At 57.1% G+C, this 22,978-nt stretch carries 38 protein-coding genes and 2 pseudogenes; 35 read left to right on the top strand and 5 right to left on the bottom strand.

Features of this window, described 5'->3' with window-relative positions:
* Nucleotides 1–90: 90 nt before the first annotated feature.
* The 10 genes from THL1_RS15025 (at nucleotide 91) to THL1_RS15060 (ending at nucleotide 5,646) form a co-directional block, all read left to right on the top strand.
* On the top strand, nucleotides 91–1,323 hold the full coding sequence (locus tag THL1_RS15025; RefSeq protein ID WP_069084005.1) for a phage/plasmid replication protein, II/X family: 1,233 nt from the start codon (nucleotides 91–93) through the stop codon (nucleotides 1,321–1,323).
* On the top strand, nucleotides 1,323–1,550 hold the full coding sequence (locus THL1_RS15030; protein ID WP_069084006.1) for a hypothetical protein: 228 nt from the start codon (nucleotides 1,323–1,325) through the stop codon (nucleotides 1,548–1,550). Before THL1_RS15025 ends, THL1_RS15030 begins: the two co-directional genes overlap by 1 nt.
* Complete coding sequence (locus THL1_RS30125; protein ID WP_161490972.1) at nucleotides 1,547–1,705, top strand: hypothetical protein; 159 nt, start codon at nucleotides 1,547–1,549, stop codon at nucleotides 1,703–1,705. Before THL1_RS15030 ends, THL1_RS30125 begins: the two co-directional genes overlap by 4 nt.
* Before the next feature lie 4 nt (nucleotides 1,706–1,709).
* Entirely contained in the window at nucleotides 1,710–2,048 is a 339-nt protein-coding gene (locus THL1_RS15035) for a DNA-binding protein (RefSeq protein WP_069084007.1), read from the top strand.
* Nucleotides 2,049–2,273: 225 nt separating this feature from the next.
* Entirely contained in the window at nucleotides 2,274–2,513 is a 240-nt protein-coding gene (locus THL1_RS15040; RefSeq protein WP_069084008.1) for a hypothetical protein, read from the top strand.
* Nucleotides 2,513–3,880, top strand: coding sequence for a hypothetical protein (locus THL1_RS15045; RefSeq protein ID WP_069084009.1), 1,368 nt, complete (start codon nucleotides 2,513–2,515; stop codon nucleotides 3,878–3,880). Before THL1_RS15040 ends, THL1_RS15045 begins: the two co-directional genes overlap by 1 nt.
* Nucleotides 3,880–4,194, top strand: a complete 315-nt coding sequence (locus tag THL1_RS15050; RefSeq protein WP_069084010.1) for a DUF5455 family protein — start codon at nucleotides 3,880–3,882, stop codon at nucleotides 4,192–4,194. Before THL1_RS15045 ends, THL1_RS15050 begins: the two co-directional genes overlap by 1 nt.
* Before the next feature lie 67 nt (nucleotides 4,195–4,261).
* The gene (locus THL1_RS15055; RefSeq protein WP_069084011.1) at nucleotides 4,262–5,194 is read left to right on the top strand and encodes a zonular occludens toxin domain-containing protein; all 933 of its coding nucleotides are present in this window, start codon (nucleotides 4,262–4,264) and stop codon (nucleotides 5,192–5,194) included.
* A gap of 9 nt (nucleotides 5,195–5,203) precedes the next feature.
* A complete protein-coding gene (locus THL1_RS31000) occupies nucleotides 5,204–5,326 on the top strand; it encodes a hypothetical protein (RefSeq protein ID WP_257784985.1) in 123 nt (40 codons plus the stop codon).
* Between the two features lie 83 nt (nucleotides 5,327–5,409).
* Nucleotides 5,410–5,646 carry a hypothetical protein gene (locus THL1_RS15060; protein WP_069084003.1) on the top strand — a complete coding sequence of 79 codons (237 nt, stop codon included), beginning with the start codon at nucleotides 5,410–5,412 and terminating at the stop codon, nucleotides 5,644–5,646.
* 279 nt (nucleotides 5,647–5,925) lie between these two features.
* On the opposite strand, the gene THL1_RS15065 is transcribed toward THL1_RS15060, so the two are convergent.
* Complete coding sequence (locus THL1_RS15065) at nucleotides 5,926–6,171, bottom strand: hypothetical protein (RefSeq protein WP_237234718.1); 246 nt, start codon at nucleotides 6,169–6,171, stop codon at nucleotides 5,926–5,928.
* 103 nt (nucleotides 6,172–6,274) lie between these two features.
* Between THL1_RS15065 and THL1_RS15070 the strand changes: the two genes are divergently transcribed.
* From THL1_RS15070 to THL1_RS31010, 11 genes are all read left to right on the top strand, one after another.
* The gene (locus THL1_RS15070) at nucleotides 6,275–7,507 is read left to right on the top strand and encodes a phage/plasmid replication protein, II/X family (protein ID WP_069084005.1); all 1,233 of its coding nucleotides are present in this window, start codon (nucleotides 6,275–6,277) and stop codon (nucleotides 7,505–7,507) included.
* A complete protein-coding gene (locus THL1_RS15075) occupies nucleotides 7,507–7,734 on the top strand; it encodes a hypothetical protein (protein WP_069084006.1) in 228 nt (75 codons plus the stop codon). Before THL1_RS15070 ends, THL1_RS15075 begins: the two co-directional genes overlap by 1 nt.
* Nucleotides 7,731–7,889 (top strand): hypothetical protein, encoded by a 159-nt coding sequence (locus THL1_RS30130; RefSeq protein ID WP_161490972.1) that lies wholly within the window; start codon nucleotides 7,731–7,733, stop codon nucleotides 7,887–7,889. Before THL1_RS15075 ends, THL1_RS30130 begins: the two co-directional genes overlap by 4 nt.
* A gap of 4 nt (nucleotides 7,890–7,893) precedes the next feature.
* A complete protein-coding gene (locus THL1_RS15080) occupies nucleotides 7,894–8,232 on the top strand; it encodes a DNA-binding protein (RefSeq protein WP_069084007.1) in 339 nt (112 codons plus the stop codon).
* Nucleotides 8,233–8,457: 225 nt separating this feature from the next.
* Nucleotides 8,458–8,697 carry a hypothetical protein gene (locus THL1_RS15085; protein WP_069084008.1) on the top strand — a complete coding sequence of 80 codons (240 nt, stop codon included), beginning with the start codon at nucleotides 8,458–8,460 and terminating at the stop codon, nucleotides 8,695–8,697.
* A complete protein-coding gene (locus THL1_RS15090) occupies nucleotides 8,697–10,064 on the top strand; it encodes a hypothetical protein (RefSeq protein ID WP_069084009.1) in 1,368 nt (455 codons plus the stop codon). Before THL1_RS15085 ends, THL1_RS15090 begins: the two co-directional genes overlap by 1 nt.
* The gene (locus THL1_RS15095) at nucleotides 10,064–10,378 is read left to right on the top strand and encodes a DUF5455 family protein (protein ID WP_069084010.1); all 315 of its coding nucleotides are present in this window, start codon (nucleotides 10,064–10,066) and stop codon (nucleotides 10,376–10,378) included. The genes THL1_RS15090 and THL1_RS15095 overlap by 1 nt, the downstream gene beginning before the upstream one ends.
* 67 nt (nucleotides 10,379–10,445) lie before the next feature.
* A complete protein-coding gene (locus tag THL1_RS30920) occupies nucleotides 10,446–10,730 on the top strand; it encodes a zonular occludens toxin domain-containing protein (protein ID WP_069084012.1) in 285 nt (94 codons plus the stop codon).
* The gene (locus THL1_RS15105) at nucleotides 10,703–11,377 is read left to right on the top strand and encodes a zonular occludens toxin domain-containing protein (protein ID WP_161490973.1); all 675 of its coding nucleotides are present in this window, start codon (nucleotides 10,703–10,705) and stop codon (nucleotides 11,375–11,377) included. The genes THL1_RS30920 and THL1_RS15105 overlap by 28 nt, the downstream gene beginning before the upstream one ends.
* A 9-nt stretch (nucleotides 11,378–11,386) precedes the next feature.
* Nucleotides 11,387–11,509, top strand: a complete 123-nt coding sequence (locus THL1_RS31005) for a hypothetical protein (RefSeq protein WP_257784985.1) — start codon at nucleotides 11,387–11,389, stop codon at nucleotides 11,507–11,509.
* Between the two features lie 455 nt (nucleotides 11,510–11,964).
* Nucleotides 11,965–12,096 carry a hypothetical protein gene (locus THL1_RS31010; protein WP_257784986.1) on the top strand — a complete coding sequence of 44 codons (132 nt, stop codon included), beginning with the start codon at nucleotides 11,965–11,967 and terminating at the stop codon, nucleotides 12,094–12,096.
* Nucleotides 12,097–12,718: 622 nt separating this feature from the next.
* On the opposite strand, the gene THL1_RS29695 is transcribed toward THL1_RS31010, so the two are convergent.
* Together THL1_RS29695 and THL1_RS15115 are read right to left on the bottom strand one after the other, a co-directional pair.
* Nucleotides 12,719–12,895: an enoyl-CoA hydratase gene (locus THL1_RS29695; RefSeq protein WP_145928303.1), complete on the bottom strand. Its 177-nt coding sequence runs from the start codon at nucleotides 12,893–12,895 to the stop codon at nucleotides 12,719–12,721.
* A gap of 186 nt (nucleotides 12,896–13,081) precedes the next feature.
* Nucleotides 13,082–13,261, bottom strand: a complete 180-nt coding sequence (locus tag THL1_RS15115) for a hypothetical protein (protein ID WP_023124247.1) — start codon at nucleotides 13,259–13,261, stop codon at nucleotides 13,082–13,084.
* Between the two features lie 128 nt (nucleotides 13,262–13,389).
* Between THL1_RS15115 and THL1_RS15120 the strand changes: the two genes are divergently transcribed.
* The 10 genes from THL1_RS15120 to THL1_RS30140 all read left to right on the top strand — a co-directional run bounded on the left by THL1_RS15120 (nucleotide 13,390) and on the right by THL1_RS30140 (nucleotide 19,703).
* Nucleotides 13,390–14,430: a phage/plasmid replication protein, II/X family gene (locus tag THL1_RS15120; protein WP_069084015.1), complete on the top strand. Its 1,041-nt coding sequence runs from the start codon at nucleotides 13,390–13,392 to the stop codon at nucleotides 14,428–14,430.
* Nucleotides 14,427–14,678, top strand: a complete 252-nt coding sequence (locus tag THL1_RS15125) for a hypothetical protein (protein WP_069084016.1) — start codon at nucleotides 14,427–14,429, stop codon at nucleotides 14,676–14,678. The genes THL1_RS15120 and THL1_RS15125 overlap by 4 nt, the downstream gene beginning before the upstream one ends.
* An 18-nt stretch (nucleotides 14,679–14,696) precedes the next feature.
* Nucleotides 14,697–15,011 carry a hypothetical protein gene (locus THL1_RS15130; RefSeq protein WP_069084017.1) on the top strand — a complete coding sequence of 105 codons (315 nt, stop codon included), beginning with the start codon at nucleotides 14,697–14,699 and terminating at the stop codon, nucleotides 15,009–15,011.
* Between the two features lie 281 nt (nucleotides 15,012–15,292).
* Nucleotides 15,293–15,427: a hypothetical protein gene (locus THL1_RS31015; protein WP_257784987.1), complete on the top strand. Its 135-nt coding sequence runs from the start codon at nucleotides 15,293–15,295 to the stop codon at nucleotides 15,425–15,427.
* Between the two features lie 119 nt (nucleotides 15,428–15,546).
* Nucleotides 15,547–16,929 (top strand): hypothetical protein, encoded by a 1,383-nt coding sequence (locus tag THL1_RS15140; RefSeq protein WP_145928304.1) that lies wholly within the window; start codon nucleotides 15,547–15,549, stop codon nucleotides 16,927–16,929.
* Between the two features lie 371 nt (nucleotides 16,930–17,300).
* On the top strand, nucleotides 17,301–17,414 hold the full coding sequence (locus THL1_RS31360) for a hypothetical protein (protein WP_414703752.1): 114 nt from the start codon (nucleotides 17,301–17,303) through the stop codon (nucleotides 17,412–17,414).
* Nucleotides 17,415–17,418: 4 nt separating this feature from the next.
* Entirely contained in the window at nucleotides 17,419–17,622 is a 204-nt protein-coding gene (locus THL1_RS30925; RefSeq protein ID WP_250637542.1) for a zonular occludens toxin domain-containing protein, read from the top strand.
* Nucleotides 17,623–17,659: 37 nt separating this feature from the next.
* Nucleotides 17,660–18,550 (top strand): zonular occludens toxin domain-containing protein, encoded by an 891-nt coding sequence (locus tag THL1_RS15150; protein ID WP_250637538.1) that lies wholly within the window; start codon nucleotides 17,660–17,662, stop codon nucleotides 18,548–18,550.
* Between the two features lie 185 nt (nucleotides 18,551–18,735).
* Nucleotides 18,736–18,894, top strand: a complete 159-nt coding sequence (locus tag THL1_RS30135; protein WP_161490974.1) for a hypothetical protein — start codon at nucleotides 18,736–18,738, stop codon at nucleotides 18,892–18,894.
* 635 nt (nucleotides 18,895–19,529) lie between these two features.
* Nucleotides 19,530–19,703 carry a hypothetical protein gene (locus THL1_RS30140; protein WP_161490975.1) on the top strand — a complete coding sequence of 58 codons (174 nt, stop codon included), beginning with the start codon at nucleotides 19,530–19,532 and terminating at the stop codon, nucleotides 19,701–19,703.
* Between the two features lie 545 nt (nucleotides 19,704–20,248).
* On the opposite strand, the gene THL1_RS29700 is transcribed toward THL1_RS30140, so the two are convergent.
* Together THL1_RS29700 and THL1_RS15155 are read right to left on the bottom strand one after the other, a co-directional pair.
* Nucleotides 20,249–20,425 carry an enoyl-CoA hydratase gene (locus THL1_RS29700; RefSeq protein ID WP_145928305.1) on the bottom strand — a complete coding sequence of 59 codons (177 nt, stop codon included), beginning with the start codon at nucleotides 20,423–20,425 and terminating at the stop codon, nucleotides 20,249–20,251.
* A 187-nt stretch (nucleotides 20,426–20,612) separates the two neighbouring features.
* Nucleotides 20,613–20,792, bottom strand: a complete 180-nt coding sequence (locus THL1_RS15155) for a hypothetical protein (protein ID WP_023124247.1) — start codon at nucleotides 20,790–20,792, stop codon at nucleotides 20,613–20,615.
* A 128-nt stretch (nucleotides 20,793–20,920) separates the two neighbouring features.
* Between THL1_RS15155 and THL1_RS30315 the strand changes: the two are divergent.
* The 4 genes and pseudogenes from THL1_RS30315 (at nucleotide 20,921) to THL1_RS31020 (ending at nucleotide 22,951) form a co-directional block, all read left to right on the top strand.
* Nucleotides 20,921–21,657, top strand: a pseudogene (locus THL1_RS30315) (phage/plasmid replication protein, II/X family).
* A 1-nt stretch (nucleotide 21,658) separates the two neighbouring features.
* Nucleotides 21,659–21,960: pseudogene (locus THL1_RS31365) on the top strand (phage/plasmid replication protein, II/X family).
* Nucleotides 21,957–22,535: a hypothetical protein gene (locus tag THL1_RS29705; protein ID WP_145928306.1), complete on the top strand. Its 579-nt coding sequence runs from the start codon at nucleotides 21,957–21,959 to the stop codon at nucleotides 22,533–22,535. The pseudogene THL1_RS31365 and the gene THL1_RS29705 overlap by 4 nt, the downstream one beginning before the upstream one ends.
* A gap of 281 nt (nucleotides 22,536–22,816) precedes the next feature.
* Nucleotides 22,817–22,951, top strand: coding sequence for a hypothetical protein (locus THL1_RS31020; protein WP_257784987.1), 135 nt, complete (start codon nucleotides 22,817–22,819; stop codon nucleotides 22,949–22,951).
* Nucleotides 22,952–22,978: the final 27 nt, after the last annotated feature.

The following is a 22,978-nucleotide window of genomic DNA, read 5'->3' on the forward strand; positions in this document are numbered from 1 at the left end:
ATGTGTGATTAAGCTATAAAGTCGCCAACAATCATTTGTGATTTGTAAATGAATCACAGGTGACGCCCTCAGCGGATCGAGGAATCGGCCTTGTTGGACAAACTGCACCTCTTCGTACCCTTCAAAACTGAGCACATCGAGCTGCTCGGCGTTGATGGCCGTGACGATCCGGTGCACGTGGTCGACCTCTCCACCCTCGGCGTTCCGCTTCAAGGGCAAATCAGCATAGGGGAGGGCGGCAAGCTCGAAGCCGACTACCTGCGGCATGCTTGGGAGTCACTGAGCACCGGGTTCACGCCGCTCGCTTTCAAGGTGTTCCATCAGTCGCTCGGTAAGCGCCTGATGCCCGGCGTCGAACTCAAGGCATCTCCGGCGAAGCTCCTGCAGGGTCATAACGTGTTTGGGCCTACCTGCATCGATAGCGGGGCGCAGGTGATGCTCAAGTGGCTTGCCGGCAGCTACCCGCAGCTGTTCGCCAAGCTCGATGTTTCGGCGACTCAGGTCTACGCCCTGGACTGCACGTATTCCAGCCGTCTCCCCGATGAGCGCACTGCGCTTCAGGTGATCCAGGCTCTGACCAACGTCAGCAACGGTCACACCAAGAGCCGGGGTGACAACTACCAGACCTCGGCCTACTGGGGCGCAAAAGAATCCCGGCTCAAGCGGCTGAAGGCCTATCTCAAGCACACCGAGTATCAGGCTCAGCTGGACGAATTGAAGCGGGCAGGGCGTTCCGATCTGTCGGCCGCTCGGTCTGCACGGGTCATGTCTGACCCACGCCTGCAGGAGTGGGTGCGCTACCTGCTCCGTATGGAGGCCACCGTTATGCATCGGTGGCTTGAACGTCGCGGCATCCCGTCGCGGCTTGTTGATCTGATCGCTCACCAGCAGCAGCTCGCCAAGGACGGGCGGTGCCTCATTCAGGAGTGCTGGCAGGCGGTCACAGCGGATTTGTTCGCGGCCTTTGAGGGTATCCAGATGCGAGTGATTGACGACGAAAAAGTGCTGGCCGCACTGACCGACCGACACATGAAGTACGACCGGAAAGGCAAGCCGAACGACAGCCATGCGCGGAACCTGTTCCGCACCTACCGGAGCCTGAAGGACTACGGCTGGGAAGAGACTATGGCGTCCATGGCGCGCCGCACCTTCTACAAGCACATCAACGACATCTGCGAGGCTGGCCTCTCGAAAGCCGCTCTCCAGAAGCTCCACGAGCACGACCGCAGCAACAACGTGGTTCCGCTGCTCCGCTTCGTGCAAGTCGATTTCAGCGCCCAGCGTCCCGACTGGTACGTCGAACCCAGCGTGGAGGCTGCCTGATGCGTCCGCATATCAAGCGCCGGCTTCTGCGCATCGTCCTGAAGTTCCCGTTTCCTGCGGCCTTCCTGCTGATGCTTTACCTGCTGCTGGTCAACCTCGTCGGTGACTTCCTGATCCGGGCGAGTCACATCGCCATCGCTCATCCGGTCAAGTTCACCGTCAGCGTGATCGTCTGTTCGGTGGTCGGTATCGCGTGCTTCGCCTTCTCGTGGAGGTGGTACCGATGATTGCCGCGACCCTGGAAACCATTTTCTGGCTCGCCCTGGGCCTGCTGGCTATCCAGCGCCTGGGCTTCTGGGCCCGTTCTCCAGCTGCTCCGCGCAGCCCCAAGTCGAAGTTTTCCAACCCGGGCAACCGCCCTTCATTCACGCCTGTGAGGTAACGCCATGTCTCTCGTTCTCGTCGGTCTTTGCCACGGTTATCACGCCAACCATCGCATGGTGCGTGACCAGTCCTTCACCGATCACCAGCTCCTGGTGGAAGTGGTCGATACCAACCGCTACGGCTTCGAAGAAACCAAGACCATCGCGGTCAAGCTCTCGAAAGCCCATATGGACAAGGGCGTTCAGCACGTCTGGGACCAGTACAAGGGCAAGCAGGTTTCCGTCCCGGTCTTCGTCGGCGCCTGGGCCTCCAAGGCCGGCAACGCGGGCTTTGACCTGATCCTTGCAGGGGAGGGCAAGCCCCTGAATCTGCAGCTCGCCACGAAGCCTGTGGCTGCCTGATGGAATTCACCCTGGAGCACCTCTACTACCTCATCTACGCCTGCGCGTTGATGGGGTGCTTCGGGCACGGCTACACAGCGGGTTATCACGTATGAGCCCCGTGGAACTCGCTGTGTACGCGGTCGGCGGACTCGCAATTGCTTGGTTCACTGGCTACGGCTGGGGCTTCGCGTTGCGCTTCTGGCGCCGCATCACAATGAAGGGCTCGCTCTGAAGGAAATCACCATGCTGAAAAAACAACTCGCAGTACGCGCCGTCAAAGCTGGCCTCCTGGGTCTGGCCGTGGCATCCCCGATGGCCTTCGCCGCTGGTGAAGCCGAAGCCGGCCTGGAAGCGGTGAAAACTGCCGTTCTGGCCTTCATCGCCCTCTGCATCACCGCCGGCTTCGCCCTGATGGTCGCCTCGCTGGCTCCGGATGTCGGCATGGCCCTGTCCAAGAAGTGGATCAAGAAGGGCGCCAAGTAATGAGAAGGGCGGCCCTGGTACTGGCGGCCTCGGCCGCCTTTCTCTTTTCAGGGGTGTCAATCGCCGCGACCAAGGTCCCGGTCAAAATGCCTTCGGCGCGTGCCGTGGCCAATGGGGGAGGGCAGGCGGTCAAGGATGGGGATCGGGTACGTGTGCCGGGTGACGGGCAGACCGAATACATCCAGGCAACGCCGGGTGGCACCAAGGGAACGCCGGTCAAGGTAATCCCGACCATCGATTACTCGATCCCGCGCACGATCACGCAAACGAAAAACCTGCTCAAGGCCAATGTCGGGCAAATCGTCGTCGGCGGGGTGATTGCCGGGATGGTCGCCGGTCTCGATTGGGTGATGGGTGAGGGTGGTCAGGTCAAGAAGAAAGAGCAGTCGGTCGGCGGTTTGCCAGTTTCAACTACCGGTAATACGTTTGCGCCTGACCAGATTTGCTATCAGAAACCGGCGTCCCAGACGTTGGGCAAGGTCACCACGACTACGAATAACGGCGTGCTTTATGCGGTGATCGTTTCGCCTTCCGTGGGAAGTGCTTCGGGGTTGCCGTCCGGTTACCAGTTCAACAACAACTGTACGCAGCAGTCCAATGGCTACACCTATAACGCTCAAGGTTACTGGCCGCAGTCGGGGCACAAAGTTATTGCACTGACGGATATTCAGACGACGTTGACCCCGTTGGCGGAGGCGGATTATTCCAAGGTGGATACCTTCGTGAATGGGCAGGCCGCCGATTGGCTGAAGAATCTCCTCAAGGAATCCTGTGAGGGTTCAAACAACCCCGATGGGTGTTTTGACAGCCTTGTCGATCAGTCCGCGTTGTCAGGTCCGACCTATGTTTCGGGTCCGAGAAGTTCGACGTTGGTGTCTGGTCCTGGCGGGGTCAAGCAGGTGGAAACCCAGACCAATTTCAACATCAAGTACGGGCCGAACTATTTCACCTGGAACGCCGTGACTCAAACCACGACGGTTAACCCGGACGGCACGACGGAAACCGAAACAACGACCGAGGGCGAGGAAGAGACGGAAGAGCAGCCGCAGGAAGAGGAAGATTTGGAGCCGCCTAGTCTGGACGATGCGTATAAGCCGGTGATCGATAAATACGACTCCATCGCCCAGGACATCGAAGACGTTGACGGTCTCGCCTCGGGGATCAATTACGCTCCCTGGTATTCCTTCGGCGGCGCCTGTCACGAGATCGAGGCAGAGCTGCCGGTGATCGGCATGTGGCGGACGGCCTATTGCCCTTACATCGAGAACATGGTCAGGCCGGTGCTGGCGTTCCTGTTCTTCCTGTTCACCTGGCATCGCTGCTACAGCATGTGGCAGGAAGCGGTGCGCGTCGGGAGACCCATCTAATGGCGGCGCTACTTCAGTTCATCCTGAACATCTTTGTCTACTTCGCGAACTTCGCCATTGCCAAGTTGGGGGCTCGCTATGGCATCCGCCTTGCCCTGGTGGCGTTCTGGCTGGCCGCTGTGGCAGTGCTCACCGCGACCATCAACGGGATTCTCACTGGCCTGGTGACGACGGTTCACCCGATTGTGCAGACCGCGCTGGGGCTCCTCCCGGCGTCCACCGGAGCGTGCATCGCGGCCCTTGCAGCGTGCCGGGCGGCCTGCTGGCTCTACGTCTCCGGCGTCTACGTCGCCAGCGTCAAGGCCCGCGTCTAGCAGTAGACACCTACCGGCCGGCCCTTCAGGGCCGGTGGGTAGGTGTCCTATCAACTTGGAGGTTCTTATGGCTGTCTACTTTGTCACTGGCAAACTTGGTTCGGGCAAATCACTCGTCGCCGTTGGCAAGATCCGCGACTACCTCTCCGATGGCCGTCGGGTGGCGACCAACCTCGACCTCTGGGTCGATGAGATGTTCACTTACCACGACAAGTCGGCGGTTCGGTTGCCGGATAAGCCCAGGGCGGAAGACATGATGGCTCTCGGGCCGGGCTACGAGTCCGACGATCCGCGGGACAACGACGAATCCCGTTACGGGCTCATCGTGCTGGATGAGTGCGGGACCTGGTTGAACTCGCGGGAATGGAACGACAAGGAACGTCGCAAGCTGATCGATTGGTTTCTGCATGCTCGGAAGCACCGCTGGGACATCATCTTCCTGATTCAGGACATCGAGTCGTGTGACGCTCAGATCGTTCGGGCGCTGTGCGAGCACCTGGTGGTGTGTCGGCGTATGGACCGCTTCAAGATCATGGGTTTCGGTCTGCCGCGTTTCCATGTGGCCAACGTGTATTACGGGCGCACCGCAGAGGTGAAGGTTGACCGGTGGATGTATCGCGGGACTGATCTGTTCAAGGCGTACGACACGCGCCAGGTGTTCCGCGACGGGATCGAGTTCTACGAGCAGGGGCCGGTCGATATGCGGGCGCCGTACTCGATGCTCAGCGCCTGGCACCTCAAGGGGCGGTATCTGCCGCCGTTGCCCGAGTCGGTTCCGTTCAAGCGCCGGATTGTCACCTTTGGTTTGTCGCTGCTGGTGAAACCGTTGCTTCTCGGCTGGGCGCTGACGGATGCGGACGGCATGTATCGGACGTTGTTTCGCAGGAAGTGGATGGAAGAGGAATTGGAACGGTTGCGGCAGGAACGGGCCAAGCACAAGACGCTCATGTTGGCGTACGCTCACGACCCTAAGCTGTTCCCGCCGTACATGGAGTGTTGAGGTGATGCAATGACTGACAAGGAATTCGAAGAAGCGCTGCGCCGTGGCGCGAATCATCCCATCGTAGCCGTGGCGGTGTTCGCGGCGGTCTTGATCGTTATGGCCATGGGTGCCCCGTTCTTTTTCCCCTAGGCTTCGCATAATGGATGGCCTTATGTTGAGCGTCGTCTGGAACATGCCACCGGCTCCAGGCGGCGCGTAACATAGGGCCGATTATGCGTAAGCCCGATTCCCTCGAAATTCCGCAACACCTCATCAATCAGGCACGGCTCTACGCTCCAGGGCGTACCGACCTCGATGCCGTCTGCCATCTGCTCGCTGAATACCCGAATCTCGCCTCTGAGGTGCGAAAGCTGCGTTCTCGCGTGGCTGAACTGGATCGGGAGGGGGCTGACTTCGATTCGCGGCTGGAAGCGTTGCAGGCGGCCTGTAGGGCGATTCTGGACCTATAGTCCCTGACGCCCCTCAGTTGCACGTCCGCGAGCGTTGCGCCCGCAGCAGCTCGGACCACCTTCGCGCCATGATTACCCTACCTGGGCCCGCTGCGGGAACGAAAAGGGCACCCTTGTGGATGCCCTTACGGTCGATCAGATCTCCGAGGAAAGACCCGCCCATTTTGCCCAGCCGGGGCGGCTGGATGGTCGGGCCTGCGGAGTGGTTCCGGCGCAGCCGGGTCCACCATCTCTAATGGTGGACTTTTGTGCAACGGATGCACTTTTGGGGGGATTAGCTCAGTCCTTTCCAAGCACCGCTTCGCGGTATGCCTTCACGTCTTCCGCTGTCAGCGCTGAGAGGTTTTTCCAGATGAGAGCGCCCAGCAGATCGCTCTCCTTCACGTCCTCTTTTCTCTCGACGATGAGCTTTATCCGCTTCGCGTTCAGCGCATCTACGGCTTCGTCCCGTAGGCGATAGGTCTTTGCCATTTGTGATATTGCCTCGCCATCACGTGTGATTTCCGACAAACGTGATTTTTGCATGTGTTGCTAAATCATGTGTGATTAAGCTATAAAGTCGCCAACAATCATTTGTGATTTGTAAATGAATCACAGGTGACGCCCTCAGCGGATCGAGGAATCGGCCTTGTTGGACAAACTGCACCTCTTCGTACCCTTCAAAACTGAGCACATCGAGCTGCTCGGCGTTGATGGCCGTGACGATCCGGTGCACGTGGTCGACCTCTCCACCCTCGGCGTTCCGCTTCAAGGGCAAATCAGCATAGGGGAGGGCGGCAAGCTCGAAGCCGACTACCTGCGGCATGCTTGGGAGTCACTGAGCACCGGGTTCACGCCGCTCGCTTTCAAGGTGTTCCATCAGTCGCTCGGTAAGCGCCTGATGCCCGGCGTCGAACTCAAGGCATCTCCGGCGAAGCTCCTGCAGGGTCATAACGTGTTTGGGCCTACCTGCATCGATAGCGGGGCGCAGGTGATGCTCAAGTGGCTTGCCGGCAGCTACCCGCAGCTGTTCGCCAAGCTCGATGTTTCGGCGACTCAGGTCTACGCCCTGGACTGCACGTATTCCAGCCGTCTCCCCGATGAGCGCACTGCGCTTCAGGTGATCCAGGCTCTGACCAACGTCAGCAACGGTCACACCAAGAGCCGGGGTGACAACTACCAGACCTCGGCCTACTGGGGCGCAAAAGAATCCCGGCTCAAGCGGCTGAAGGCCTATCTCAAGCACACCGAGTATCAGGCTCAGCTGGACGAATTGAAGCGGGCAGGGCGTTCCGATCTGTCGGCCGCTCGGTCTGCACGGGTCATGTCTGACCCACGCCTGCAGGAGTGGGTGCGCTACCTGCTCCGTATGGAGGCCACCGTTATGCATCGGTGGCTTGAACGTCGCGGCATCCCGTCGCGGCTTGTTGATCTGATCGCTCACCAGCAGCAGCTCGCCAAGGACGGGCGGTGCCTCATTCAGGAGTGCTGGCAGGCGGTCACAGCGGATTTGTTCGCGGCCTTTGAGGGTATCCAGATGCGAGTGATTGACGACGAAAAAGTGCTGGCCGCACTGACCGACCGACACATGAAGTACGACCGGAAAGGCAAGCCGAACGACAGCCATGCGCGGAACCTGTTCCGCACCTACCGGAGCCTGAAGGACTACGGCTGGGAAGAGACTATGGCGTCCATGGCGCGCCGCACCTTCTACAAGCACATCAACGACATCTGCGAGGCTGGCCTCTCGAAAGCCGCTCTCCAGAAGCTCCACGAGCACGACCGCAGCAACAACGTGGTTCCGCTGCTCCGCTTCGTGCAAGTCGATTTCAGCGCCCAGCGTCCCGACTGGTACGTCGAACCCAGCGTGGAGGCTGCCTGATGCGTCCGCATATCAAGCGCCGGCTTCTGCGCATCGTCCTGAAGTTCCCGTTTCCTGCGGCCTTCCTGCTGATGCTTTACCTGCTGCTGGTCAACCTCGTCGGTGACTTCCTGATCCGGGCGAGTCACATCGCCATCGCTCATCCGGTCAAGTTCACCGTCAGCGTGATCGTCTGTTCGGTGGTCGGTATCGCGTGCTTCGCCTTCTCGTGGAGGTGGTACCGATGATTGCCGCGACCCTGGAAACCATTTTCTGGCTCGCCCTGGGCCTGCTGGCTATCCAGCGCCTGGGCTTCTGGGCCCGTTCTCCAGCTGCTCCGCGCAGCCCCAAGTCGAAGTTTTCCAACCCGGGCAACCGCCCTTCATTCACGCCTGTGAGGTAACGCCATGTCTCTCGTTCTCGTCGGTCTTTGCCACGGTTATCACGCCAACCATCGCATGGTGCGTGACCAGTCCTTCACCGATCACCAGCTCCTGGTGGAAGTGGTCGATACCAACCGCTACGGCTTCGAAGAAACCAAGACCATCGCGGTCAAGCTCTCGAAAGCCCATATGGACAAGGGCGTTCAGCACGTCTGGGACCAGTACAAGGGCAAGCAGGTTTCCGTCCCGGTCTTCGTCGGCGCCTGGGCCTCCAAGGCCGGCAACGCGGGCTTTGACCTGATCCTTGCAGGGGAGGGCAAGCCCCTGAATCTGCAGCTCGCCACGAAGCCTGTGGCTGCCTGATGGAATTCACCCTGGAGCACCTCTACTACCTCATCTACGCCTGCGCGTTGATGGGGTGCTTCGGGCACGGCTACACAGCGGGTTATCACGTATGAGCCCCGTGGAACTCGCTGTGTACGCGGTCGGCGGACTCGCAATTGCTTGGTTCACTGGCTACGGCTGGGGCTTCGCGTTGCGCTTCTGGCGCCGCATCACAATGAAGGGCTCGCTCTGAAGGAAATCACCATGCTGAAAAAACAACTCGCAGTACGCGCCGTCAAAGCTGGCCTCCTGGGTCTGGCCGTGGCATCCCCGATGGCCTTCGCCGCTGGTGAAGCCGAAGCCGGCCTGGAAGCGGTGAAAACTGCCGTTCTGGCCTTCATCGCCCTCTGCATCACCGCCGGCTTCGCCCTGATGGTCGCCTCGCTGGCTCCGGATGTCGGCATGGCCCTGTCCAAGAAGTGGATCAAGAAGGGCGCCAAGTAATGAGAAGGGCGGCCCTGGTACTGGCGGCCTCGGCCGCCTTTCTCTTTTCAGGGGTGTCAATCGCCGCGACCAAGGTCCCGGTCAAAATGCCTTCGGCGCGTGCCGTGGCCAATGGGGGAGGGCAGGCGGTCAAGGATGGGGATCGGGTACGTGTGCCGGGTGACGGGCAGACCGAATACATCCAGGCAACGCCGGGTGGCACCAAGGGAACGCCGGTCAAGGTAATCCCGACCATCGATTACTCGATCCCGCGCACGATCACGCAAACGAAAAACCTGCTCAAGGCCAATGTCGGGCAAATCGTCGTCGGCGGGGTGATTGCCGGGATGGTCGCCGGTCTCGATTGGGTGATGGGTGAGGGTGGTCAGGTCAAGAAGAAAGAGCAGTCGGTCGGCGGTTTGCCAGTTTCAACTACCGGTAATACGTTTGCGCCTGACCAGATTTGCTATCAGAAACCGGCGTCCCAGACGTTGGGCAAGGTCACCACGACTACGAATAACGGCGTGCTTTATGCGGTGATCGTTTCGCCTTCCGTGGGAAGTGCTTCGGGGTTGCCGTCCGGTTACCAGTTCAACAACAACTGTACGCAGCAGTCCAATGGCTACACCTATAACGCTCAAGGTTACTGGCCGCAGTCGGGGCACAAAGTTATTGCACTGACGGATATTCAGACGACGTTGACCCCGTTGGCGGAGGCGGATTATTCCAAGGTGGATACCTTCGTGAATGGGCAGGCCGCCGATTGGCTGAAGAATCTCCTCAAGGAATCCTGTGAGGGTTCAAACAACCCCGATGGGTGTTTTGACAGCCTTGTCGATCAGTCCGCGTTGTCAGGTCCGACCTATGTTTCGGGTCCGAGAAGTTCGACGTTGGTGTCTGGTCCTGGCGGGGTCAAGCAGGTGGAAACCCAGACCAATTTCAACATCAAGTACGGGCCGAACTATTTCACCTGGAACGCCGTGACTCAAACCACGACGGTTAACCCGGACGGCACGACGGAAACCGAAACAACGACCGAGGGCGAGGAAGAGACGGAAGAGCAGCCGCAGGAAGAGGAAGATTTGGAGCCGCCTAGTCTGGACGATGCGTATAAGCCGGTGATCGATAAATACGACTCCATCGCCCAGGACATCGAAGACGTTGACGGTCTCGCCTCGGGGATCAATTACGCTCCCTGGTATTCCTTCGGCGGCGCCTGTCACGAGATCGAGGCAGAGCTGCCGGTGATCGGCATGTGGCGGACGGCCTATTGCCCTTACATCGAGAACATGGTCAGGCCGGTGCTGGCGTTCCTGTTCTTCCTGTTCACCTGGCATCGCTGCTACAGCATGTGGCAGGAAGCGGTGCGCGTCGGGAGACCCATCTAATGGCGGCGCTACTTCAGTTCATCCTGAACATCTTTGTCTACTTCGCGAACTTCGCCATTGCCAAGTTGGGGGCTCGCTATGGCATCCGCCTTGCCCTGGTGGCGTTCTGGCTGGCCGCTGTGGCAGTGCTCACCGCGACCATCAACGGGATTCTCACTGGCCTGGTGACGACGGTTCACCCGATTGTGCAGACCGCGCTGGGGCTCCTCCCGGCGTCCACCGGAGCGTGCATCGCGGCCCTTGCAGCGTGCCGGGCGGCCTGCTGGCTCTACGTCTCCGGCGTCTACGTCGCCAGCGTCAAGGCCCGCGTCTAGCAGTAGACACCTACCGGCCGGCCCTTCAGGGCCGGTGGGTAGGTGTCCTATCAACTTGGAGGTTCTTATGGCTGTCTACTTTGTCACTGGCAAACTTGGTTCGGGCAAATCACTCGTCGCCGTTGGCAAGATCCGCGACTACCTCTCCGATGGCCGTCGGGTGGCGACCAACCTCGACCTCTGGGTCGATGAGATGTTCACTTACCACGACAAGTCGGCGGTTCGGTTGCCGGATAAGCCCAGGGCGGAAGACATGATGGCTCTCGGCCGGGCTACGAGTCCGACGATCCGCGGGACAACGACGAATCCCGTTACGGGCTCATCGTGCTGGATGAGTGCGGGACCTGGTTGAACTCGCGGGAATGGAACGACAAGGAACGTCGCAAGCTGATCGATTGGTTTCTGCATGCTCGGAAGCACCGCTGGGACATCATCTTCCTGATTCAGGACATCGAGTCGTGTGACGCTCAGATCGTTCGGGCGCTGTGCGAGCACCTGGTGGTGTGTCGGCGTATGGACCGCTTCAAGATCATGGGTTTCGGTCTGCCGCGTTTCCATGTGGCCAACGTGTATTACGGGCGCACCGCAGAGGTGAAGGTTGACCGGTGGATGTATCGCGGGACTGATCTGTTCAAGGCGTACGACACGCGCCAGGTGTTCCGCGACGGGATCGAGTTCTACGAGCAGGGGCCGGTCGATATGCGGGCGCCGTACTCGATGCTCAGCGCCTGGCACCTCAAGGGGCGGTATCTGCCGCCGTTGCCCGAGTCGGTTCCGTTCAAGCGCCGGATTGTCACCTTTGGTTTGTCGCTGCTGGTGAAACCGTTGCTTCTCGGCTGGGCGCTGACGGATGCGGACGGCATGTATCGGACGTTGTTTCGCAGGAAGTGGATGGAAGAGGAATTGGAACGGTTGCGGCAGGAACGGGCCAAGCACAAGACGCTCATGTTGGCGTACGCTCACGACCCTAAGCTGTTCCCGCCGTACATGGAGTGTTGAGGTGATGCAATGACTGACAAGGAATTCGAAGAAGCGCTGCGCCGTGGCGCGAATCATCCCATCGTAGCCGTGGCGGTGTTCGCGGCGGTCTTGATCGTTATGGCCATGGGTGCCCCGTTCTTTTTCCCCTAGGCTTCGCATAATTTCAGGCGTTACGTGAGCGGGGTCCGGACACTGGCCGGCTCGTAAACGTAATGGCGATTATGCGCAAGCCCATCCCCCCTCGTTATCCCCTCCAATCTCGTCCAGGACGCGCGTTTGTACGCTCCTGGGCGTGAGGACCTGGACGCAGTCTGTTATGTGCTTCAGGACTATCCCAGGCTCGTTTCCGAGGTGCGCAAGTTGCGTGGTCGTGTTGATCAGCTGGATCGCGAAGGGGCCGATTTCGATGCTCGCCTTGAAGCGCTCCAGGAAGCGTGCCGGGCAATCCTGGACCTCTGACTGGTACCATTTTCGACCTCGAGGATCTGCACCTGGTTGAAAGTTTGGTACCAAAGCTATTGCGACTCTCGATGGGTATTGGTACCTTTTTGGCTGACCAGGTCATGCCCTGGATCTCGCAATTGGTACCAAATGGAGAGTTGAAGATGCTGATCAAGATCCCGGATGCCGACGATGCCTTCGTCGAAAAGCTGAAACGTCAGACCGGCTCGTCCACCGGTTCCAAGGCATACGCCAAGGCTGCCGCTGAATACGACTTCCTGGTCAAAAACCGTTGAGTGGCAGAAGCGCGAGATTGCCCGCCTGGAAGAGCTGGTGGCCGTCCGTGATCAGACCCTGAAGGGCGCCCGATCTGCTGCCATCCTCCTCCTGGAAGCGACAGGGCAGGGCGACTTGCTCAACGATTCGGTACCAGAATCGTCACCAGCTCGGCGCCGGCCGGCTCCTGCAGCGGATGATTTTGGTACCGAAACCAAGCTGACTCCTCAGGTTGGCGAGACCATGGATCACTTTTTGGCCCGGTTGAACCGGCAGGGGCGTTCCTGATGGGAGTTATCGATGCGTTCTTGATTTTTTGGTGCTGATCCTGCTTCCTGCTGGTGGCAGTCCGTTTATGGGCTGGCATGTCCCTCGGCGTCTATGGCTCTGATCAAATAGTACCAACCCTCGCCGGCGCCGCGGTCCTGGAAGAGATTCTGGGACCATTTCCCGCCCTCGTGCACGTCCGCGACCCCCTAGGCCTCCGCCGCGCCGGACCCACCTCGCGCCATGATCACCCTCAGTTGCTCGCAGCGGCGTTACACATCGCACGCCGGGGAGGCCAATTGCAGGTCTTCAACCTTCCGAGGAACGACTCGCCCGTCTAGCCCAGCTGGGGCGGCGCGATGGTCGTGCAGACTTTTACAGCCACAAGATCGCGGCCAGCATTGCGCTAGCGAGCACCAGGAATATCGGTGTGGTCAGGTTCAGCCTTGGTGACTTCTTTGGGGTTTCAAGCGGCAGCGGTGGCCTTGATTCGCTTTTCTGGCGCTTTTCCCGCTGTTCCTGCCGATACCACTCCCTGTCCTGCATTCCCATTTCTAGGCCCTTTCCTGGCGTGCTTTAGGTGTGTTTCCGGCGCGCTGGGTGGGCCGGGAAAGTCGGGTACTGGTAATACCCGACTTTTGTCTCATTTTTTTACTTCATCGACGCTTTATCGCTTCCTTGCTTCCACCCTCCTGGTCGTTCTTTGCCTGCTCCGGCGACGACCTATTGCGGGGGCTGCTAGTCCCTTTTTTTGTGGAAGCGCTCCAGGTCCTCTGGGGTCATTTCCTCAAGGCCCTTGAGGATCAGCCAGCGTAGAACCTCGGTGTCTTTGACCGATGCCTGGAGGTGGATGACGGCTTTGACGGTCTCTTTCTCGACCTTCCGCCACGTTGCATCGTCGATGTGTTTGGTTGGCATGTTTTCCTTGTGCGTCAAGTGCTTGGCGCTTTCTATCGTAGCCTGATTTTCTCAGAGCCTTGACATTGAGATTCTAAGAATCTAATTTCCGCACCGGAATCTAATTTCTGAGAAACTCAGGTGCAGGGATGATTGACTGGACGTCGCTGTTCATCGAGCTGAACCATTCGCCCCTCCAGGCTGGGGCGGTGGTCTGCATCGAAGCGGACGGAACGATTGCCTGGGAGACCCCTCGCAAGATGCAAGTTCGCGGCTCGCATGAGTCGTCGATGCATGTTCGTAGCGTAGGCGGGGACGGCAAAGGCAATGCAACTCACCTCTATATCGATGGAAACCCTTCCAAGTGGCTTCAAGGCCACAACCTTGTTGGTTCGGATGACTTGCTCGCTCTCGTTTGGGATGTTTTCGCCAGGGTCTGCGGGATATTTCAACTTGAGCCTACTGACTTTGAACGTCAGAAAGTTAGGGCAGGGCAGTACCGCGTTACCCGCATCGACTATAACCGCATGTTTGAACTTCCAAGTAGGTCGGATGTTCGCTCCTGGTTGCGAGCTGGTGAGTTCAAGTGCAAGTCTCGGCATGGACGGCCCGTTCATGATCGCGGAACTCTGATATTTGGCAAGGGTAGTACGCATTGGCGTATTACCTGTTATTGCAAGGCTGACGAGATTACGGGAAAGGGCTCTCACAAGTTGGCCGAAGAGTTCCATTCAATTCCTGAGATTCACGAATTCATCGATAACAAGCTTCGTGTTGAACTTCGGTTGCTGTCGAAGAAGCTTAAGGCGCTCGACCTGGAATACGGTCACAAACTCACCCCGGCGGCTCTATGGGCTCAGTACCGCCATTTTATTGGGGAACTTGATATGTCTGAGCAAATTGAACTTAACAGCCAGCAACTTCTTGAGTTGCCGAATAAGCTTCGCGCTACGTACGTTCTTTGGAAGCAAGGCCATGACTTATTCAGCATGCTTTCGAAGCCTACGTATTACCGCCATCGCAAAGAACTTCTCTCGCTGGGTATTGATATCAATATCAGGTGCGATCGACGCGATGACACGAACGTTATTCCGATGATTCGCGTCCTGGAAGCTAAGCCAGCGGCTATTCCGTCTTTCTTCTTTGAAAAGAATCTTGTTCATTTCTCCACCAGGAGGGCGCAAGCATGAAGAGCATGTTTGACAACTATTTTGGCGGAAAGATCGACTCTCGGTCTGTGATGCAAGGCAAGATTCGCAAAATGGAAGTTACCGGCAGTGTTATTGCCGAGGCTATCCGGGTCGTCGAGTCCAGGACTCCGGCTGAAATTCTTTCTGATCGCGTTCAACTCGCGAAAGAAAAGAAGTGGCAACTTGTCGCTTCGCGCAGTAGTGGCGCCCCTTTCCTGGGCGACGCCTTTGAACTTCCAAACTCCTAACTCTTCCTGGAGCAAACTATGTCCAATGTATTCGTGAAAGTCTCCATCACTGCTTCCTGCACCTTCCGTAGCGGTACTTCTGGTGCGGGCAAGCCTTATACCATGGCAGAAGCCTACGCCCATCTTCCGGGCTGCGACTTCCCGCAGAAGTTCTCCTACTACTGCCGTAGCGAACAAGAAGTGCTGCCGACTGGGGACTATGAAGTCCCTCTCAAGGGCGAAGTTAAAGATGGACGCGTAGTGTTCGACCTCGATCCACGTCAGGGCCGTCGTGTTTCTTCGGATATCCGTCCGGCTCCGACTTCTACCGCTCCAAAAGCTGCGCAGGGCTAACTATGAGCCTTGAGTGCGATGACTGCGGGGAAGAGTTCGAAGAGGACGATCCCGGCATCCTGGTGGAAGACGGCGAGCAACTTTGCCCCTTCTGTAACTCCGAGGAATCGGATTAATCAACTAACGGGGGCTCTATGCCGGAGTCTCTAACAACTTTGACGGTAGAGGGTTTAACGACCGTGTATACCGCAGGATTCTTGCTCACGGTCACTTGCTGGGCGATGGGCATGAAAATCGGCGTCGCAATTGGCGTCATTAAAAAACTGTAATGGAGAAACAACATGGCTGAGATTTTCGCTTCCGTAGACCTGACTGATGTTGCCGCTTGGGTGGGCGCTACCGGTGTTCTGATCATCGGTATCACCATGGCTTTCAAGGCGATCGGCCTCGGCAAACGCGGCGTCAAAATGGCCTAAGGCCAGGGGAGGGGATAGCAATATCCCCTCTAAACCCTAATGGAACAATTAGCGATTTCTCCGGCGGATATAGCCATGCTCGCTTACTCGCTGGTGTTTATCGGTGGAGTAATAGGCGGATGGGCATTTGTTCTCGGCATACAGCAGCGCTTTTAGCGCTGTTTGTTTTCTCTCTCCCTGTTTCGGCGGCCGTTCGTGCACCGATCAAAACTACAGCGCAGCAAGTTGGTAAGACTGCGCATACTCCAAGCTTCCAAACGCCAAATGGTGAACTGGCTTATTTTGGCGCCGACACTTATTACGATGTTGTATCGGGCTCTCGTTTTAGTGCAGGGGATTCTCCATCGCCTACAGTTCGTCCTGCCGCCTCTACTGTTGGTACTCCTCAGTTTCCTTATGGTCCGAGTCAAGCTCTTCCAGGTAATGGGCCTGATGGTTCAATTACGCGAGTTAAGGTTACGCCTAAGGCGGTAGTTCCTAAGGCTCCCATTGTTACGCGCCTTAAGAACATCGTTAAAACTAATCCAGCTTCATTGGCTTTGAATGCGGCGGTGACGGCGGCGGTCGCGGGGGTGGGTTGGGTCATGAGCGACGATAATACAAAGTTGCAAAAGCAGGCAAAGACTTATCAGAACATGCCGGTATCTGGTGAAGGCACGTTTAACCCGTTAAACATTTGCCAGATTTATCCCGCGTCGCAGACGCTCGACAAGATCACTGTGACCACCTTTGGCGGTGTGCTGTATGCGGTCGGCGTTTTCACGCCAGTTCAAAACGGCGGCAGTGGCCGGCCGGCAGACTTTAGTCAGCACGTGAATAACTGTACGGCTTCGGGGTTGGGTTATTCGTGGTATCCCTCGGGTATTTGGCCGTCTTCGGGCGCCAAGGCTATTTCGGTCTCGGATATCAAGACGACCAAGACTGATCTTGCTGAAGCTGATTACAGCGCCTTGGACACCTATACCGCTGGGCGTCCTGCGTCGGATTGGTTGCAGTATCAGAAGTTTGTTTGTGAGCAGGATGCTGATCCAGCGGCCTGCTATAAGGCGACTTCTACGCTGAGTTTCTCTGGGCCTGCCACGGCGGTGGGGCCTTCCTGGTCGAGCACGAAAACTTACCTTAAGCCGGACGGTTCTACCGGTACCCAGGTAACAAACAACTCGACGCAGTACAACTTCACTTATGGACCGAATTATTTCGATACGGGTTCTACTACCACCTCAACGGTGACTCAGGATGGTCAGCTGGTTTCCACCGAGACTTCTCAGGATACAAGTGCGCCGCAAGAAGTTCCTCCCGATACTGAATCTGAGCCGGAAGAGCAATATACGTTTGATGATTCCGAGCTTCCTGAGGTAACCCATTTTACGAACAAAAATATCCTGACGGATTCCAGGGCGTTTGGAGTGAGGCGAAGTCTGACTTTGAAAACAGTGAATTCATTTCATTTCTGCACTCGTTTGTTCCTAGCTTCTCTGGGACTTGCCCAACTTGGTCTATGAATTTCGCCATAGGCGCTATGGCTAACTTCGGTACTATTCCGTTTCAAAGCATCTGTTATGTATTCGACTTTGTTAAAAGCATCTTCCTGGTAACTGCGGCGTTCGCTTGTCGCTACATTATGTTTGGAGGCTGATATGGGAGCCATATTTCAGTTCTTCACCGCGTTGCTGGCCAAGATTTCGGCGGTTGCCAGTTGGCTGCTGGCAGTGGTCAAGCGCGTTTTTTGATGATTTGTGGAATATCGTTACTGATCTCGCATGCTGGGGTCCTAGAGAGCGTATTGGGGCTGGCTTCTTCTGCGCTATCTACTATTGATGTTCCGTTTAATCCTCAGACGTATTACGGCATGCTCCCGCCTGATGTTGTGAATATGCTCGGCGTTATTGGCCTTACTCAGGCACTGACGATGATTGTCGCCGCCCTGGTAGTCGTTTCTTGCTGCAAACTATCCCGTTCGTTCGCTGGGGGTCCTGATCATGATTAACCTGATGCTGGGTCAACCAGGTGGCGGCAAATCTTATGAGTCCGTGGCGTTTCATGTAATACCGGCCGTGGTGGAGCAGGGGAGGCGAGTGATTACTAACTTGCCGCTCGCCCTGGACGTTTGGGAGAGTTATTGGCCGGGCTGCACGAAATTAATCGAGATTCGTCAGCCTCAATTGGATAGATGGCGAACTTGTGCGGCCTTTTAGTCGCCTGGATCATTACGGTGATACGTGGCGCCATCCTGTGACGGGTGTTGGTCCTTTGTATGTGGTCGATGAATGCCATCTTGCAATCCCGCTTCGCGGGCCTGACCCGAAGGAGCAAGTGCGCGTTGAGGAATGGTTCTCCCTGCACCGTCACGAACTGGCCGACGTACTTCTGATTACGCAGAGTTACGGCAAGATCAATAAGGCGATTCGTGACCTAGTTCAGGTTGTTTATCGCTGCAAGAAGGCTACGGCGTTTGGCTTTTCTAATCGGTATATCCGCAAGGTCCAGGACGGATTGCGCGGTGATGTCGTCAACACTACGGATCGTAAATATGAGAAGAAGTACTTCGCGCTTTACAAGTCGCATACGAGGTCAAGTGCCGCCGCCCAGGAGCTGGATGCCAATGACATTATTCCGATCTGGAAGCGTTGGCCGTTTAAGGGGGCTGCACTTTGTTTTCTCTTCTTCTTTTGCTTCGTTATTTATCAGGCTACTAAAGATGATGAAAAGAAAGTTCCTCCGGCACCTAAGGCAAAGCCAGTCCAGGTCGAGCACCAGGAGCCGACGCCGGTAGTTGCGCCTTCGCCTGTACCTGGCGAAGTTGCTCAGCCTCGTGGGCCTGAGCAGAAGCTGCATCCGTACCAGGGTCTGTCGATGCATCTCCAGGCGCTGCTCAAGGGCAAGCGCTTCCGCAATGGTGTTGAGGAAGAGTTCCTGGGTGGCTATGTGACCATCGCGCAGAACGGCCAGCCGATCCGTCGCGTGTCGTTCGATGATCTCCGTACCGCCGGCTATGAAGTGGCCTATGAGTCCGATACGGTTGTTAGCCTGACCTACAAGGGCTTTGACGTAGGGTTCGTCGTTGCCGACCTGCCGACCACCGGCCTGGCCTCGAAAGTGACAACGGCCGGCGTCGCGGACTAACGTGATTGGGAGGGCTCCCGCTTGCGGGAGGGACCCGATCACGGTAGGCAGGGGCGACGGTCTGGATCGTTCCTTCCGAACAGCCCGCAGCGTCGCCAGCTCGCCATCGCCGGTTACCACCTTCAAAAACCACGGGGAACGGCTCCGCCGTCACCTCCTATGGCTTCGCATAATTGGAGTTCCGTATGATCCTGAGCTACGAGCTTGTCGATGATCCTGGTCATGAGCACGAGGAAGAGGTGGAAACCCAGTTCCACGCCTGTCTACGGCTCCAGTCGATCGAGGCGTTTTGTTCCTGGTGGGAACTGACGGACGAAGACGGCGAGGTGTTGATGTCGTCATGAGAAACCGTTTCCCTGGTACCTGTTATCGCTGCGGCTTGCTGGTCCCGAAGGGCGCCGGGCATTTCGAGCGAATCGCTGGCGGCTGGCGTGTTCAGCACGCTGAATGCTGCTTGAAGGCTCGCGAGGAACGGGCAGGAAGAGAAATCCAAGGCTTCGCATAATTTCAGGCGTTACGTTGAGCGGGGTCCGGACACTGGCGTAGCCCTCCGGGCCTCGCGTAACGTAATGGGCGATTATGCGCAAGCCCATCCCCTCGTTATCCCCTCCAATCTCGTCCAGGACGCGCGTTTGTACGCTCCTGGGCGTGAGGACCTGGACGCAGTCTGTTATGTGCTTCAGGACTATCCCAGGCTCGTTTACCGAGGTGCGCAAGTTGCGTGGTCGTGTTGATCAGCTGGATCCGAAGGGGCCGATTTCGATGCTCGCCTTGAAGCGCTCCAGGAAGCGTGCCGGGCAATCCTGGACCTCTGACTGGTACCATTTTCGACCTCGAGGATCTGCACCTGTTGAAAGTTTGGTACCCAAGCTATTGCGACTCTCGATGGGTATTGGTACCTTTTTGGCTGACCAGGTCATGCCCTGGATCTCGCAATTGGTACCAAATGGAGAGTTGAAGATGCTGATCAAGATCCCGGATGCCCGACGATGCCTTCGTCGAAAAGCTGAAACGTCAGACCGGCTCGTCCACCGGTTCAAGGCATACGCCCAAGGCTGCCGCTGAATACGACTTCCTGGTCAAAACCGTTGAGTGGCAGAAGCGCGAGATTGCCCGCCTGGAAGAGCTGGTGGCCGTCCGTGATCAGACCTGAAGGCGCCCGATCTGCTGCCATCCTCCTCCTGGAAGCGACAGGGCAGGGCGACTTGCTCAACGATTCGGTACCAGAATCGTCACCAGCTCGGCGCCGGCCGGCTCCTGCAGCGGATGATTTTGGTACCGAACCAAGCTGACTCCTCAGGTTGGCGAGACCATGGATCACTTTTGGCCCGGTTGAACGGGCAGGGGCGTTCCTGATGGGAGTTATCGATGCGTTCTTGATTTTGGTGGCTGCCTGATCGCTGCTTCCTGCTTGGTGTTGGCAGTCCGTTATGGGCTCTGGATCAAATAGGTACCAAAACCCTCGCCGGCGCCGCGGTCCTGGAAGAGATTCTGGGACCATTTCCCCGCCCTCGGTGCACGTCCGCGACCCCCTAGGCCTCCGCCGCGCCGGACCCACCTCGCGCCATGATCACCCTCAGTTGCTCGCAGCGGCGTTACACATCGCACGCCGGGGAGGCCAATTGCAGGTCTTCAACCTTCCGAGGAACGACTCGCCCGTCTAGCCCAGCTGGGGCGGCGCGATGGTCGTGCAGACTTTTACAGCCACAAGATCGCGGCCAGCATTGCGCTAGCGAGCACCAGGAATATCGGTGTGGTCAGGTTCAGCCTTGGTGACTTCTTGGGGTTTTCAAGCGGCAGCGGTGGCCTTGATTCGCTTTTCTGGCGCTTTTCCCGCTGTTCCTGCCGATACCACTCCCTGTCCTGCATTCCCATTTCTAGGCCCTTTCCTGGCGTGCTTTAGGTGTGTTTCCGGCGCGCTGGGTGGGCCGGGAAAGTCGGGGTACTGGTAATACCCGACTTTTGTCTCATTTTTTTACTTCATCGACGCTTTATCGCTTCCTTGCTTCCACCCTCCTGGTCGTTCTTTGCCTGCTCCGGCGACGACCTATTGCGGGGGCTGCTAGTCCCTTTTTTTGTGGAAGCGCTCCAGGTCCTCTGGGGTCATTTCCTCAAGGCCCTTGAGGATCAGCCAGCGTAGAACCTCGGTGTCTTTGACCGATGCCTGGAGGTGGATGACGGCTTTGACGGTCTCTTTCTCGACCTTCCGCCACGTTGCATCGTCGATGTGTTTGGTTGGCATGTTTTCCTTGTGCGTCAAGTGCTTGGCGCTTTCTATCGTAGCCTGATTTTCTCAGAGCCTTGACATTGAGATTCTAAGAATCTAATTTCCGCACCGGAATCTAATTTCTGAGAAACTCAGGTGCAGGGATGATTGACTGGACGTCGCTGTTCATCGAGCTGAACCATTCGCCCCTCCAGGCTGGGGCGGTGGTCTGCATCGAAGCGGACGGAACGATTGCCTGGGAGACCCCTCGCAAGATGCAAGTTCGCGGCTCGCATGAGTCGTCGATGCATGTTCGTAGCGTAGGCGGGGACGGCAAAGGCAATGCAACTCACCTCTATATCGATGGAAACCCTTCCAAGTGGCTTCAAGGCCACAACCTGTTGGTTCGGATGACTTGCTCGCTCTCGTTTGGGATGTTTTCGCCAGGGTCTGCGGGATATTTCAACTTGAGCCTACTGACTTTGAACGTCAGAAAGTTAGGGCAGGGCAGTACCGGCGTTACCCGCATCGACTATAACCGCATGTTTGAACTTCAAGTAGGTCGGATGTTCGCTCCTGGTTGCGAGCTGGTGAGTTCAAGTGCAAGTCTCGGCATGGACGGCCCGTTCATGATCGCGGAACTCTGATATTTGGCAAGGGTAGTACGCATTGGCGTATTACCTGTTATTGCAAGGCTGACGAGATTACGGGAAAGGGCTCTCACAAGTTGGCCGAAGAGTTCCATTCAATTCCTGAGATTCACGAATTCATCGATAACAAGCTTCGTGTTGAACTTCGGTTGCTGTCGAAGAAGCTTAAGGGCGCTCGACCTGGAATACGGTCACAAACTCACCCCGGCGGCTCTATGGGCTCAGTACCGCCATTTTATTGGGGAACTTGATATGTCTGAGCAAATTGAACTTAACAGCCAGCAACTCTTGAGTTGCCGAATAAGCTTCGCGCTACGTACGTTCTTTGGAAGCAAAGGCCATGACTTATTCAGCATGCTTTCGAAGCCTACGTATTACCGCCATCGCAAAGAACTTCTCTCGCTGGTATTGATATCAATATCAGGTGCGATCGACGCGATGACACGAACGTTATTCCGATGATTCGCGTCCTGGAAGCTAAGCCAGCGGCTATTCCGTCTTTCTTCTTTGAAAAGAATCTTGTTCATTTCTCCACCAGGAGGGCGCAAGCATGAAGAGCATGTTTGACAACTATTTTGGCGGAAAGATCGACTCTCGGTCTGTGATGCAAGGCAAGATTCGCAAAATGGAAGTTACCGGCAGTGTTATTGCCGAGGCTATCCGGTCGTCGAGTCCAGGACTCCGGCTGAAATTCTTTCTGATCGCGTTCAACTCGCGAAAGAAAAGAAGTGGCAACTTGTCGCTTCGCGCAGTAGTGGCGCCCCTTTCCTGGGCGACGCCTTTGAACTTCCAAACTCCTACTCTTCCTGGAGCAAACTATGTCCAATGTATTCGTGAAGTCTCCATCACTGTTCCTGCACCTTCCGTAGCGGTACTTCTGGTGCGGGCAAGCCTTATACCATGGCAGAAGCCTACGCCCATCTTCCGGGCTGCGACTTCCCGCAGAAGTTCTCCTACTACTGCCTACGAACAAGAAGTGCTGCCGACTGGGGACTATGAAGTCCCTCTCAAGGGCGAAGTTAAAGATGGACGCGTAGTGTTCGACCTCGATCCACGTCAGGGCCGTCGTGTTTCTTCGGATATCCGTCCGGCTCCGACTTCTACCGCTCCAAAAGCTGCGCAGGGCTAACTATGAGCCTTGAGTGCGATGACTGCGGGGAAGAGTTCGAAGAGGACGATCCCGGCATCCTGGTGGAAGACGGCGAGCAACTTTGCCCCTTCTGTAACTCCGAGGAATCGGATTAATCAACTAACGGGGGCTCTATGCCGGAGTCTCTAACAACTTTGACGGTAGAGGGTTTAACGACCGTGTATACCGCAGGATTCTTGCTCACGGTCACTTGCTGGGCGATGGGCATGAAAATCGGCGTCGCAATTGGCGTCATTAAAAAACTGTAATGGAGAAACAACATGGCTGAGATTTTCGCTTCCGTAGACCTGACTGATGTTGCCGCTTGGGTGGGCGCTACCGGTGTTCTGATCATCGGTATCACCATGGCTTTCAAGGCGATCGGCCTCGGCAAACGCGGCGTCAAAATGGCCTAAGGCCAGGGGAGGGGATAGCAATATCCC

It is taken from the genome of Pseudomonas sp. TCU-HL1 (genome assembly GCF_001708505.1).
Taxonomy (GTDB): Bacteria; Pseudomonadota; Gammaproteobacteria; order Pseudomonadales; family Pseudomonadaceae; genus Metapseudomonas.